The 13,216-nt window shown below is 31.7% G+C and carries 12 protein-coding genes; 3 read left to right on the top strand and 9 right to left on the bottom strand.

Annotated features, from left to right (window positions below):
- Positions 1-9: 9 nt before the first annotated feature.
- The 5 genes from WHD07_RS07165 to WHD07_RS07145 all read right to left on the bottom strand — a co-directional run bounded on the left by WHD07_RS07165 (position 10) and on the right by WHD07_RS07145 (position 6,433).
- The gene (locus tag WHD07_RS07165; RefSeq protein ID WP_343330610.1) at positions 10-3,204 is read right to left on the bottom strand and encodes a SusC/RagA family TonB-linked outer membrane protein; all 3,195 of its coding nucleotides are present in this window, start codon (positions 3,202-3,204) and stop codon (positions 10-12) included.
- Between the two features lie 143 nt (positions 3,205-3,347).
- Positions 3,348-4,025, bottom strand: coding sequence for a DUF2064 domain-containing protein (locus tag WHD07_RS07160; protein WP_343330609.1), 678 nt, complete (start codon positions 4,023-4,025; stop codon positions 3,348-3,350).
- Between the two features lie 3 nt (positions 4,026-4,028).
- Positions 4,029-5,084, bottom strand: coding sequence for an arsenosugar biosynthesis radical SAM (seleno)protein ArsS (gene arsS / locus WHD07_RS07155; RefSeq protein WP_343330608.1), 1,056 nt, complete (start codon positions 5,082-5,084; stop codon positions 4,029-4,031).
- A 268-nt stretch (positions 5,085-5,352) separates the two neighbouring features.
- Positions 5,353-5,688 carry an arsenosugar biosynthesis-associated peroxidase-like protein gene (locus WHD07_RS07150; protein WP_343330607.1) on the bottom strand — a complete coding sequence of 112 codons (336 nt, stop codon included), beginning with the start codon at positions 5,686-5,688 and terminating at the stop codon, positions 5,353-5,355.
- Between the two features lie 34 nt (positions 5,689-5,722).
- Positions 5,723-6,433 (bottom strand): DUF547 domain-containing protein, encoded by a 711-nt coding sequence (locus WHD07_RS07145; protein ID WP_343330606.1) that lies wholly within the window; start codon positions 6,431-6,433, stop codon positions 5,723-5,725.
- Between the two features lie 298 nt (positions 6,434-6,731).
- On the opposite strand from WHD07_RS07145, the gene fabD reads away from it, so the two are divergent.
- The gene (gene fabD / locus WHD07_RS07140; RefSeq protein WP_343330605.1) at positions 6,732-7,619 is read left to right on the top strand and encodes an ACP S-malonyltransferase; all 888 of its coding nucleotides are present in this window, start codon (positions 6,732-6,734) and stop codon (positions 7,617-7,619) included.
- 212 nt (positions 7,620-7,831) lie between these two features.
- Here fabD and WHD07_RS07135 read toward each other — a convergent pair whose 3' ends face one another.
- Positions 7,832-8,482 carry a porin family protein gene (locus WHD07_RS07135; protein ID WP_343330604.1) on the bottom strand — a complete coding sequence of 217 codons (651 nt, stop codon included), beginning with the start codon at positions 8,480-8,482 and terminating at the stop codon, positions 7,832-7,834.
- 132 nt (positions 8,483-8,614) lie between these two features.
- Between WHD07_RS07135 and WHD07_RS07130 the strand changes: the two genes are divergently transcribed.
- Positions 8,615-8,926, top strand: coding sequence for a transposase (locus WHD07_RS07130; protein WP_343328339.1), 312 nt, complete (start codon positions 8,615-8,617; stop codon positions 8,924-8,926).
- Positions 8,927-8,934: 8 nt separating this feature from the next.
- Positions 8,935-9,822 carry an IS3 family transposase gene (locus WHD07_RS07125; RefSeq protein WP_343330988.1) on the top strand — a complete coding sequence of 296 codons (888 nt, stop codon included), beginning with the start codon at positions 8,935-8,937 and terminating at the stop codon, positions 9,820-9,822.
- A gap of 142 nt (positions 9,823-9,964) precedes the next feature.
- Here the strand turns inward: WHD07_RS07125 and WHD07_RS07120 are convergent, their stop codons facing one another.
- The 3 genes from WHD07_RS07120 to WHD07_RS07110 all read right to left on the bottom strand — a co-directional run bounded on the left by WHD07_RS07120 (position 9,965) and on the right by WHD07_RS07110 (position 13,183).
- Positions 9,965-10,912 (bottom strand): TIGR01212 family radical SAM protein, encoded by a 948-nt coding sequence (locus tag WHD07_RS07120; RefSeq protein WP_343330603.1) that lies wholly within the window; start codon positions 10,910-10,912, stop codon positions 9,965-9,967.
- Between the two features lie 102 nt (positions 10,913-11,014).
- Positions 11,015-12,025: a UDP-glucose 4-epimerase GalE gene (galE, locus tag WHD07_RS07115; RefSeq protein WP_105047700.1), complete on the bottom strand. Its 1,011-nt coding sequence runs from the start codon at positions 12,023-12,025 to the stop codon at positions 11,015-11,017.
- Between the two features lie 9 nt (positions 12,026-12,034).
- Entirely contained in the window at positions 12,035-13,183 is a 1,149-nt protein-coding gene (locus WHD07_RS07110) for a DegT/DnrJ/EryC1/StrS family aminotransferase (protein WP_105047701.1), read from the bottom strand.
- Positions 13,184-13,216: the final 33 nt, after the last annotated feature.

Genomic DNA, 13,216 nt, shown 5'->3' with positions numbered 1-13,216 from the left:
GTCTTTTTTTTAAAAATCAAAACCTATTTTAAAACCTAAACTTCTGCTAGAAGCATAACTTAAATCTTCAACTCCACTAACAAAACCATTTCCTTGAACGGCTAGTTGTTCAGGGTCAAAATGTGGATTTTCGGTAATTACAAATAAGTTGTTTCCAATAAAAGAAAAGTTCATTGTAGAGGTGTTTCTTAAGCCTAAAAAACCTTCGTCCAAATTTAATGTGTAGCCAATAGAGAACTGACGTAACTTTAAATAAGAAGCATCATAAATATTATTTTCTTCGTGATTTCTGTCGTAAAATTGTCTGTAATAACTTTCTGCAGAAACAGCAACAGCGTTTGGTTGCCCGGTATTTACATTTACACCTTGTGCAATAATTCCTTCAGTTGGTCTGTTTGCCGTTTCTGCTAATTGACCGCCAACGTTACCTAAAGCACGTGTTCTAGAAACAATTTCACCACCTTGTCTCCAATCGAATAAGAAGCTTGCGTTCCAATCTTTATATTTAAATGAGTTGTTCCATCCTAAAGTAAAATCTGGATTGTAATTACCAATTTTAATCAAATCATTATCGGCAATAAAACGGCCATCATCATCTAAAAGAAATTGACCTTCTTCATTTTTTTGATATCCTGTTCCGTATAAATCTCCAATTTGTCCGCCTTCTTCTACTTGAAACCAAACAGTTTGGTTTGCGCTATCGTAAATTCTACTATAGGCCAAGGTTAAACGTCCATCATCTTGAGGTAAATTATGAATAACAGATTTGTTGGTTGCAAAGTTAAAAGTAGTATTCCATTTAAAATTAGACGTTTTAATAGGTGTTCCTCCTAAAATAATTTCAACACCGGTTGTATTTACTTCTCCGCCATTTACAACTTGTTGGTTGTAACCAGATGAAATAGGAATTGGTAATGAAATAATTTGATCTTTAGTCGTTGCATTATAATAGGTGAAATCGATATTTAAACGGTCTTTAAAGAAGCGTATATCTGTACCAAACTCATACGAAGTAGTTAATTCTGGTTTTAGATTTGCATTCGGAATAAAATTTTGATTACTAAAAGTTGGTTGTCCGTCAAAGGTTGTTTGTGATACAAAAGCACCCGATGTTTGATACGGATTGGTGTCATTACCAACCTGAGCAATACTTGCTCTTATCTTAGCAAAAGAAATAATTGATGGTAATTTTGTGTAGTTTGATACAATAAAACTTGAAGAAATAGATGGGTAAAAGAAGGATGTGCCGTCTACAGAAAAAGGAGTTGCCAATGCACTAGACCAATCATTTCTTCCTGTAATATCTACATATAAATAGTTTTTATATCCCAGTTTTGCAATTCCGTATAAAGAATTAATTCTCTTTTTAGAATCGAACTGAAAAGCTTCGATAGGAGATGCAGCGTTGTTTAAACTAAAAATTCCAGGTTGTGCTAAATTGGTAGTTTGTAATTGTTTTGTGGATGCTGTTTGGTCTAATCTATTTCCTCCAAAAGAAGCATCAAAAGAAAAATCGCCAAAATTGTCTTTATAATTAATTAAGAAATCGGTATTTATTTCTCTGTAAAAAACATCGTGTTCTGCATAAGCTCCGTTTTGAAAACGATTAGAACTAAAATTCCGTTTAAAGATTCTTTTTTCTGATGAATAATCCATTCCGGAACGTAAAGAAACACTTAGTCTATCTGTGAATTTGTGGTTGATAGCAATATTACCAAAAAGACGATCTCTGTTAAAAGAGTTGGTGTTTTCATTTAATATAAAATACGGATTATCGAAAAAAGTATAATTAAAAGAATATTGTTGTACACCTTCTAAACCTGGTTGCCAATAGTTTTTTAAGTTATTAATATCTAAAGATCTTGGTCCCCAAGCAACCAAAGAATAGTTTACATTTTCGCTTCCATAACCATTTGCGGGTCTATTATCGCTACTAGAATTTACATAGTTTAAAGAAGTAGCAATTTTTGTTTTTTCAGTCGGATTAAAATTCATTTTTAAAGCCGCTGTTTTTCTGTCTAGATTTACACCCGGAATGATAGATTCGCTATCTAAATTGGTTAATGATAACCTGTAAGAACCTCCAGAAAAAGTATCTGTAATAGATATATTATTAATAGTGGTAACACCTGTTTGATAAAAATCTTTTAAATTATTTGGGTTCGATTTAAATAAAGTTGGAGTAATCGATAGGTCATTATATAAAGCAGTATCTCCACCACGAACAACTGTTCCGTCTGGTAAAGTTACAGGAGAATCAAATTGCGGAATTAAGTTTCCAGCATCTAATTTTGGTCCCCAAGAATAGGTAATATTATCACTTGTTCCGCCACCTAAACCATCTACATATTCAAAAACACCGCCTTGTCCTTGTCCGTATGTATTTTGGAATTCTGGCAAACGAAAAGCAGTATCAAACGTAATCGAAGAATTGATGCTAATTCCCAATCCTTTTTTCTTGCTACCGTCTTTTGTTTTAATCACAATAACTCCGTTAGAAGCTCTTGTACCATACAATGCAGCAGCACTTGGTCCTTTTAAAACAGTTACAGACTCAATATCATCTGGGTTTACTTCCATAGCGCCGTTTCCAAAATCTATTTCTTGAAAACCAGCTGCAGCTTCATTTGTAAAGTTAAAAACAGTGTTGTTGTTTATCGGAGTTCCATCAACCACAAAAAGCGGATTGTTGTTAGAGAAAGAAGCTTCTCCTCGAATGGTTATTTTTGATGATGAGCCCACTCCGGTTGCTCCCTGAGAAATAGTAACTCCGGCTAATTTACCAGATAAATTATCTAAAAAGTTAGGCGTTTTTACTTCTGATAACTCTTTGGCTTTTATTTCTTGAACCACATAACCTAATTCTTTTGTCTTTCTATTTACACCTAAAGCAGTAACAACAATTTCATTTAAACTAGTTTCTAATTCAGTAAGTTGAATGTCAATTTTTGTTTTATTTTCTATTTTTATTCTTTGAGTTTTATAGCCTAAAGAACTAAAAGTTAAAAACTGATCATCCTTTAAAATAGTAATAGAATAAAACCCGTCTAAATTAGAAGTTGTACCATTTTTGGTTGATGAAGAGATACTTACGTAAGGTATTTCTTTTCCTGTATTTTTATCTGTAATGGTACCTGTAATTGTTGTTTGCGAAAAACTGATGCTTGTAAACAGCAACAAAATCCACATGTAAATGTGTTTCATTTAGTGATAATTTTTGTGTAAAAATATTTTTAGCCTAAACTGTTGTCAGTTCGAGCGGAGTCGAGAATCATTTTATTTAATAACGAAATCTTATAACTGTGTTAAAAGAGATCTGTGTTATTAATAATAATTCTGAAAATTTATTACGCAAAAATAATTGGCGAACCTTTATTAAAGTTCTTAGAAAATGAAGTTTGTAGTGTAGAAAAATCAACTTTAAAAAAAGCGATTTTAATTGAGAAGAATACTTTTTGTAAAAGTTTTAAGATTGATAAAGGAATCGCTTTAAAACTATCTAAGATAAATTGAATATCTTCCTTTGAATCAATATCATTTAGCAATTCTAAAAACTGAATTTCTAAATTTTTACTAGTTGCTATGCTAGCAATACTTTTGTGCAAACGATTGGTTTGCCAAGGTAATTTGATGAAACTTTCTTTATCAAAATGAGCTTTTTGAATTCCCATTAAATAAAAACCTCCATCTCTAGAAGGGCCTAAAATTAACTCTTTGGTTTCTAGTTGTTGTAAAGTATCAATTAAATGATGTGTTTTTAAATGTGGCGTGTCATTACCAATGGTAATTACGTTATCAAAACCTTTGTTAAAAACACCTTGAATAGCATTGGAAAAACGGTCTCCAAAGGAAGTTCCTGTTTGTTGTTTTTCTGAAATAAGAAAATATGCTATTCCAGATTTTTCTACCAATTTTAAGGTTTGTGCATTTAGTGCAGAAAAAACATCCGCAGAAAGAAACGATTTTCTTTCTACTTCTTTTTCTGCAGAATTTGCAAAAATTAATATGGCAGTTTTTTTATTCATAAATTACGCAACAACTCCTTGACAGCTACTTCCTGCGCCCGCAGTACATCCGTAACAATGTTGGTTGATAATAATATTTCTGTCTTGTAATAACTCTTCATTATAGTCAGAAACATGTTTTACTTTACTTGCAACTTTTAAGTTTAGCATCTGGTTAAAATCGCAATCGAATAACCAACCATCCCAACTAATTGAAATTGTGTTTGTACACATTACGTTTTCTACAGCTGTCGGATTGTATGCATCTAATAAAGAATGCATGTAATCTTCATAATTCTCTGAAGCGATTAAATAATCTAAGAAACGACTAATTGGTAAGTTTGTAATTGCAAACAATTGATGGAAGTCGATGTCGAATTCAGATTTTAAAGCCTTTTTAAAATCGTTCTGTAAAGCCATTTGATCTCCAGGTAAAAATGCCCCTGAAGGATTATAAACTAAATCTAATTTTAAGTCAGAACCTTCTAAACCATAACCAATAGCATTTAATTCTTGCAATGCTTTTATCGATTTATCGAAAACACCATTTCCACGTTGTTTGTCTGTTTTTCCACGCGTCCAGTGAGGCATAGAAGAAACCATATGAACTCCGTGTTTTTTAAAGAACTCTGGTAAATCGTAATATTTTTTGTTGGCTCTAATAATTGTTAAATTAGAACGTACAATAAAATCTTTAATTCCTGCTTTGGCAGCTTCTTCTACAAACCATCTAAAATTAGGGTTCATTTCTGGTGCTCCACCAGTTAAATCTAACGTATGCGCTTCTGTTTTTTTTATAACATCTAAACATTGTTGCATGGTTTCTTTGGTCATAATTTCTTTACGATCTGGACCCGCATCTACATGACAATGTTCACAAACTTGGTTACACATGTAGCCTAAGTTTATTTGTAGAATTTCTAATTTTTTAGGACGTAAAGGAAAATGACCTGTTTCTTTTATTTTTGCTGCAAATGTTGGTAATTCTCCGTTTGCGAAAATTCCGCTAGAAAGAATTTCCATTTGACGAGACGTATTTGCAATATCGTTATTTCTTGCTTTTAATGATTTTGTAGCCATATATTAATTCTGTCAGGTCGAGCGCAGTCGAGACCTAAATATTACCTCTCGACTGCGCTCGATGAGACATTTATTTTATTAAAGAGCTTTTCTCAGTAAAGGCGATTCACTCCAATTTTATTCATGAGATCCTTCGTAAAAAACTCAGGATAAGCGATCTCTAAAATTTTGCTAAAAAGCAAAATTCACTTAAACTTATAGATACCCACTTTCGTGGGTATAAGCGATTCACATAATTTTTGCTGAAGAGCAAAAATTGGTTCTCTGCTTACATTTCTAATTTATTTACTTTATTCATCATTTGAACTCCATGAACTAAAGTTGCGCCACTTTTAATTGCAGCTCCAACATGAATTGCTTCCATCATTTGTTCTTTGGTTACACCACGTTGTAAAGTGTCTTTTGTATAAGCGTCTATACAGTAAGGACATTGTTCTGTGTGGGCTACGGCTAAAGCGATTAAAGATTTTTCGCGAGCCGTTAAAGCGCCTTCTTCAAAAACTTTTCCATAATAGTCAAAGAATTTGTTTCCAAGTTCTTCGTTCCATTCTGTAATTTTACCGAATTTTCTTAAATCGGATGCGTCATAATAGTTTTTAGACATTGTTTTGTTTTATTTTAAATGAAAAATAAAAGTACTATTTTCCGTTTAAAGTCCAATCGTATTTTAAGTAACTAATTTTAGCTTTTGGACTAATTTTAGTTTCTGAGTATTTATTTAAAAAGTCGATAACAGACCCTTTTTTGGTGAAGTCTACTTTAAACCAATCGAAAATTGAAGAAATTTGAACTTTCTTTTCAGAGATTTTATTTCTAGAACTGTCGTTCACAAAATCTTTCATTAATTGCTCTAAAGTTGCTTCTACATTTTGTTCTGTAAAAGCTACATTTCCTAATTTAGGACAAGAACCAGAAGCACAATTTACACCTACATGAATTCTTGCATCAAATAAGTTTTTACGTAAAATTTCATGTTCAATATGATCTAGCGTATATGTTTTTCCACCCACTTTTGCAAAAGGAATTTTCCAAGCAGTTTTTCCACCTTGTTTGATATCTGTAATGCTTTTTAGCGGATAATTTTCTAAAATAATTTTGATAGTATATGCGTTGTAAGCATTGATCCAAAATGCTTTTTGTTTATTTTCTGACCAAGAACTCGCTGGTATCGTTTTTTCTAAATAAGAAAGGTAGTTGTCTAGTTTAGCTTCATCGCTTTTTAATGATTTGTAATCTACAACGCCGCTTTTGGTAACGTGTTTTTGTAATAAGCTGTTAAAAATGGATGTTTGTGCATTTACTTGCGATAAAGTAAAAATAGCCACTAAAGTTAAAAGTATTTTTTTCATTGTATGTAATTTCTATAGGTATAGACGAAACCTTTTTAAGTTGATTACAAAAAAGAGTTCGAAATTAGTTAAATTAGAGTTAAAGGAGGTTTTTGTTGCTTTAAAATGGTGTAAGTTATGTTGTTGTTTTTAGTTTTAAAGGAAGTTTCTTAACAAGTTTAGCCCCGATTGAAGCAATTGTTTGAGCTCTTTTTGTTTTTACAAAAAAGCGAGTGTGTAAAGCGGGATTAGCTTCCAATAAAAATGATTATTTTTGCCAATAATTAAAAGAATAAATAGTTACAAAAATACATATTTTATGAAAGCATATATTTTTCCGGGTCAAGGAGCGCAATTTACAGGAATGGGATTGGATTTATACGAAAAGTCTGCATTAGCGCAAGAATACTTTGAAAAAGCAAACAAAATTTTAGGATTCTCGATTACAGATATTATGTTTGAAGGAACTGCTGAGCAATTAAAAGAAACGAAAGTTACGCAGCCAGCAATCTTTTTACATTCTGTAATTTTAGCGAAAGTTTTAGGAGATTCTTTTCAACCAGAAATGGTTGCAGGACACTCTTTAGGAGAATTATCTGCTTTGGTTGCTAACGGAGTTTTAACTTTTGAAGATGGATTAAAATTGGTTTCTAAACGTGCTTTGGCAATGCAAAAAGCGTGTGAATTTGCACCTTCTACCATGGCAGCGGTTTTAGGATTGGCAGATCATATTGTGGAAGAAACCTGTGCAGAAATTGATGGAGTAGTGGTTGCAGCAAATTACAATTGTCCTGGACAATTAGTTATTTCTGGTGAAATTGCTGCTGTTGAAAAAGCGTGTGAAGGTTTAACTGAAAAAGGAGCAAGAAGAGCCTTGTTATTACCTGTTGGTGGTGCATTTCATTCGCCAATGATGGAGCCTGCAAGAGCTGAATTAGCTGCTGCAATTGAGGCAACTGAATTTAGCAAGCCTATATGTGCTATTTATCAGAATGTGGTAGCAAAAGCGGTTACAAGTCCAGATGAAATAAAAGAAAATTTAATTGCTCAATTAACTGCGCCAGTAAAATGGACGCAATGTGTACAAGCAATGATTGCAGATGGTGGAACTGAATTTATTGAAGTTGGACCAGGTAAAGTATTACAAGGTTTAATGCGTAAAATTGATAGATCTGTTGCTGCTAGTGGAGCAAGTTTACCTGAATAGGTTTTAATAGATTACTTATAAATTAAAAAACGAACTCGTGAGAGTTCGTTTTTTTTATGTGTTATTTTGAGGTTTCGTTAACGGTTTAGCTATGAAAAGTTGCGATTAAAATGAACGGCTATTTTCCGAAGGAAAATAGGAGTTTACAAAAATGCAACAAACTTTGGTTAAGCTAAAATTAAGCAATTTTTTTACACGGTGTTACAAACAGTTTATATTTCATATTCAATTCCTAAACTGAAAATTGAAGGTTTAATTGCATTGTCTCTTTCAATAAGTCCAAGAAAAAATTTCGTATTTATTCTCACTTTTTCAAGTATTTTATAGCCTAAACCCAAATTAAGCCCAAAATCAAATTTGTCATAATTCGTGTTATTATTTTGGGAATTATTTCCTTGGTTTAGCTCAAAAGGATCCTTTGTAGTTTCTTGTTTTCTATTTACCACATAACCTAATTGAATTCCTCCTTCTAAATTAAATTTATCATTAATAAAGTATTGTAAAATAATAGGTAAAGAAATTACAGATTCATTTATTGTTTCCTCAATATCACTAACACCTATATGAATTCCATTTGAGTCAGATACTGAAATATCTTCGAATACTCTTTTTGTTCCTTGGTTAGAAAAAAGTAATTCAGGTTGTATTCTAAATTTTTCAGAAATTTTTATATTTGTATAACCTCCAATATAAAATCCGATTTTTCCTTGATATTCTACAATTCTGGAATTCCCAACATACACATCTGGTGTATATTTTGACATATTAATTCCTGATTTTAAACCAAAATTTATTTCAGTCGTTTGAGCATTTATTGAAATATTAGCTAATAATATTAAAATAATCAAAAAGTTTTTTTTCATTTATGATTTTCGTTTTTAATTGTTTGTAACTATATGAATATACAATCGTTTCAATGTTTTATATTCGAAGTAGTTTAGCCCCTTAATAGTTCGGAGTGATATTTTAAATTTCAAAACTAATATATTTGAGATATGAAATACAAGAAATGGACATTAGAACAGAAGTTAGAAATTCTATCAGTTTCAGAAGAAATAGGTATTGTAGAAGCCTGCCGAAAATACAGTGTAAGCACTGGAACATTTTACAGTTGGCGAAAGAAGTTTGAGCACAAAGGAGAAGCAGGTTTGAAGGTAACTTATGATACCAAGAGTAAAGAACTTAAAGAGGCAGAAGAAGAGAATCGAGTTTTAAGAAAATTATTAAGTGATAGAGAAATTGAGCTTGAAGTACAACGAGAACTTTTAAAAAAAAAGTTTGGAACGTCCGATCCAAGAAAGATTTAGTCAATGCAATTTATAAAAAATATAAGTGTAGCAAAACAAAAATCCTAAAAATGGTAGGTATTGTAGAGAGTAGTTACTACAGAGAACCTAGTGGTGGTAAAAAAGGAAATAAGCCAACTAAAGAAACTTTTCATAAGACCAAAGGCTTTGTATTACAAAACGATGTAGTTGCAGCTATAAAAGAAATTTTACAGCATGAGTTTATAGATTGTGGTTATCGATTAATGACCAGCTATTTAAAAAGAGAGGGGTACACTATAAATCATAAAAAACTATATAGAATTATGAAAGAAGAAGGCTTACTCAAACTAGATAATAGGATAGATAGAAGTGGTTCAGGACGCAAGTTTGTAAAGTTCAGAAAAGTTCACACTTCTAAGCCCTTAGAATGCCTGGAAATGGATATAAAAATGGTTTGGATACCAAGTGTAGGAAAGAATGCTTATTTACTCTCGGTCATAGACGTTCATACTCGTAGAATACTAAAAGACTATTTTTCTTTTACCATTAAACAGCATCACGTTATTACATTACTATCTGAGTTGTTTCAAGATTATGATTACCCCAATAATGTAGTTATTAGAAGTGATAATGGAAGCCAATTTATAGCTAAAAGAGTACGTGAATACTTAGGTTTAATCGGAGTACAACAAGAATTTACACACATTGCAACACCTGAGGAAAATGCACATAAAGAAGCGTATCACGGAATATTAAAAAAAGAAGTTTTTAAAAGGTTCGACTATCAATATTTTGGTGAAATAGAGCAAATATTAAAACGATACGTGAAATTTTATAACAATAGAAGACTTCACGGATTGTTGGGACGTATAACCCCAATGGAAAAATTGAATACAGATAAACATCTAATTATGATGAAAAATTTAACAGCTTAATTAATAATCGAAATTTAAAAGATTACTCTTGTTTTATAGGGGTCAAAACACGAAGTTAACGAAGTTAGGTTTTTAAAAATTTAGAAACAAACTAATTTTTTTGTTGCTGATGTTTCTAAGGATCTGTTTCTTTATTTTAAAACTATTTATTAATTGAAATGGATTTATACTTCTTTCCTTGCCAAGTATTTATCGCTTCCATTTTTTTGTCAATTTTAGCAACCATTTCAAAGTTTTTTAGTCCGTTCCATTTTGGTGCTATTAATAAGTCAATAGGGGCTTGACTGATAAAACGTTCTATCACAATATCGGGTCTTAATAATGCTACGAATTCTGTGATGAATTGAATATAGCTCTCTTGAGTAAAAAGCTGAAAATCTTCTGGGTTTCGATTGTATTGAGAAGCCATAATCGATTTTTTCACAATTTGTAAATGGTGTAATTTTAAGGTGTCAATAGGTAGTTTAGAAATTTCAATAGCGTGGTTTAATAAGTCTTCTTTGGTTTCTCCTGGTAAACCCATAATTAAATGGGCACCTAAATGAAAACCTCTGTTTTTACATTTGTTAAAAGTAGCAACTGTGTCATTATACGTATGGCATCTGTTTACTTTTTTTAATGTTTTATTTAAGGTGCTTTCCACACCGAATTCTAGAGAAAAAAAATGCTTTTTTGATAGAAAAGATAGGTAATCGATAACTTCATCAGAAATGCAATCGGGTCTTGTGCCAATAACCAAACCAATTACATTTGGCACGCTTAAAGCCTCGTCATACATTTGTTTTAACGATTCAAAATCTGAATAGGTATTTGTGTATGCCTGAAAATACGCTAAGTATTGTTGTGTTTTGTATTTGGTAGCAAATCTAGAAATTCCTTCTTCTAACTGTTGTTTTATACCTTTGGTAGGTTGGCAATAATCTGGGTTAAAGGTGTTGTTATTGCAATAGGTGCAGCCTCCGTAGCCTTTAGATCCATCTCTATTAGGACAAGAAAACCCAATGTCTAATGATATTTTTTGAACTCTTTCGCCGAAAGTTAATTTAATAAATGATGAATAATCTAAATAGCGTTTCCCTGAAAATTTCATAAAAAATACCTTTAAGAAATAATATAAATAATAAGGTTATTGAAAGAAAGTATGCTAAAAAAAAACTCCAATTTTAATAATTGGAGTTTTTTAGTTTTGAATTTATTTTTGAGCTAATTGCCATTTCCATGAAGACGCTAATGCTTCTTCTAGAGTTTGTTCTGTTTTCCAGTTTAATTCTTTGTTTGCTATGGTAGTATCTGCATAGGCAGCAGTAATATCACCTTCTCTTCTTGGAACAATTTTATAGTTTAATGGTTTTCCAGAAGCTTTTTCAAAAGCTTTAATTACTTCTAAAACAGAACTTCCTTTTCCTGTACCTACATTAAAATACTCAAATGCTTTTTTGTTATTCTTTTTAATTAGACGTTGTAAAGCTGCAATATGTGCTTTTGCTAAATCTACTACGTGAATATAATCACGAACTGCAGTACCGTCTACAGTATCATAATCATCACCAAAAACAGATAATTCTGCACGCATTCCTGCAGCTGTTTGTGTAATATAAGGTATTAAGTTTTGAGGAACCCCTAAAGGTAATTCTCCAATTTTAATTGATGGATGCGCTCCAATTGGGTTAAAGTATCTTAAGGCAATAATATTTAAACCGTGTGCTTTACTAGCATCTCTTAAAATTTCTTCACCAATTTGTTTTGTGTTTCCGTAGGTAGATTCTGCAGCTTTTACAGGTGCGTTTTCTGTAATAGGCAACTCATCTGCTTGCCCATAAACGGTACAAGAAGAAGAGAAAATAAAATTGTCTAATTTTCTGTCTCTCATTTCTTGCAATAAATAGATAAGAGAACCTAAATTGTTTTCATAATAATCTAAAGGTTTGTGCATACTTTCACCTACAGCTTTAAATGCAGCAAAGTGAATAATTCCATCTACTTTGTTATTATCAAAAAAGTTTTTTACATCACTTTTAATTCTTAAATCAATTTGATGAAAATCTGGTTTAACACCTGTTATAGAAGTAATGTTATCTAGTACATTGATAGATGTATTAGATAAATCATCAATAATTACTACTTCAAAGCCTTCATTTTGTAACTCTACTACTGTGTGAGAACCAATAAAACCTAATCCTCCTGTTACTAATATTCTTTTCATTATGTTGTTTTAGTTAACGAAATCTAAAATCGTTTTTGTTATAAATGTTAGTTGTTCTTTATCTAGTTCTGTATGCATTGGTAAAGAAATTACAGTCTTTATCAATTCGTTTGTTACAGGGAAATCACTTTCTTTATAACGGGCGTCAGCATACGCTTTTTGAGAATGCAGTGCAACTGGATAATAGATTGCATTCGGAATTCCTTGTTCTAACAAATGTTTGTGTAAATCATCTCTTTTGCCATTTGTAATTTGTAATGTATATTGATGAAAAACATGGCAATCACAAGTGTCACAGATTTCTCCACAAGCACTTGTTGTTGGCGTAATAATATGTTCTGAAACAGAAAGTGCTTCGTTGTAAAAACGAGCTGCATTTCTTCTTGCTTCACAATAAGTGTCTAAAAGTGGTAATTTTGCTTTTAGTACTCCAGCTTGTATAGAATCTAAACGAGAGTTTACACCTACTACATCATGATAATAACGTGTGTACATACCGTGATTTACAATTCCACGAATGGTATGTGCTAATTCATCATCATTGGTAAAAATGGCTCCACCATCACCATAACAACCTAAGTTTTTAGAAGGGAAAAAAGAGGTTGTACCTACGTTTCCGATAGTTCCTGCTTTCTTTTTGGTTCCGTCTTTAAAGGTGTAATTAGCACCAATTGCTTGTGCATTATCTTCAATTACAAAAAGATTATGCTCTTTTGCAATTTCTAAAACAGCATCCATATTTGCTACTTGTCCGAATAAATGAACAGGTACAATGGCTTTAGTTTTTGGAGTGATGGCTCTTTTTAAAGCTTCAATATCTATGTTGTATGTTTCTGCATCTACATCTACCAAAACTGGTGTTAATTTTAACAAAGCAATTACTTCTACAGTTGCAGCAAAAGTAAAATCAGCGGTAATCACTTCATCACCTTGTTCTAAACCTAAACCCATCATTGCAATTTGCAATGCATCGGTTCCGTTTGCACAAGGAATTACGTGTTTTACGCCTAAATATTTTTCTAAATCTGCTTGAAACTCATGAACCAAGGGTCCGTTGATATATGCTGAAGTATTTAAAACTTGTTCTATAGAAGTATTTACAGCTTCTTTTATTTGTTGATATTGACCTTGTAGGTCAACCATTTGAATTTTTTTCATATAAAAAATTTTGCACCTCAAAAATACAAAATG

This window comes from Polaribacter staleyi, assembly GCF_038024045.1.
Taxonomy (GTDB): domain Bacteria; phylum Bacteroidota; class Bacteroidia; order Flavobacteriales; family Flavobacteriaceae; genus Polaribacter; species Polaribacter butkevichii.
The sequence above is the reverse complement of the archived record's forward strand: the minus strand, read 5'-3'. Positions and strand labels throughout refer to the sequence as shown.

Excerpts from the sequence above, each read along its gene's own strand:
- WHD07_RS07165 (WP_343330610.1), bottom strand. The coding sequence starts at position 3,204 with ATGAAACACATTTACATGTGGATTTTGTTGCTGTTTACAAGCATCAGT.
- WHD07_RS07160 (WP_343330609.1), bottom strand. The coding sequence starts at position 4,025 with ATGAATAAAAAAACTGCCATATTAATTTTTGCAAATTCTGCAGAAAAA.
- arsS (WP_343330608.1), bottom strand. The coding sequence starts at position 5,084 with ATGGCTACAAAATCATTAAAAGCAAGAAATAACGATATTGCAAATACG.
- WHD07_RS07150 (WP_343330607.1), bottom strand. The coding sequence starts at position 5,688 with ATGTCTAAAAACTATTATGACGCATCCGATTTAAGAAAATTCGGTAAA.
- WHD07_RS07145 (WP_343330606.1), bottom strand. The coding sequence starts at position 6,433 with ATGAAAAAAATACTTTTAACTTTAGTGGCTATTTTTACTTTATCGCAA.
- fabD (WP_343330605.1), top strand. The coding sequence starts at position 6,732 with ATGAAAGCATATATTTTTCCGGGTCAAGGAGCGCAATTTACAGGAATG.
- WHD07_RS07135 (WP_343330604.1), bottom strand. The coding sequence starts at position 8,482 with ATGAAAAAAAACTTTTTGATTATTTTAATATTATTAGCTAATATTTCA.
- WHD07_RS07130 (WP_343328339.1), top strand. The coding sequence starts at position 8,615 with ATGAAATACAAGAAATGGACATTAGAACAGAAGTTAGAAATTCTATCA.
- WHD07_RS07120 (WP_343330603.1), bottom strand. The coding sequence starts at position 10,912 with ATGAAATTTTCAGGGAAACGCTATTTAGATTATTCATCATTTATTAAA.
- galE (WP_105047700.1), bottom strand. The coding sequence starts at position 12,025 with ATGAAAAGAATATTAGTAACAGGAGGATTAGGTTTTATTGGTTCTCAC.
- WHD07_RS07110 (WP_105047701.1), bottom strand. The coding sequence starts at position 13,183 with ATGAAAAAAATTCAAATGGTTGACCTACAAGGTCAATATCAACAAATA.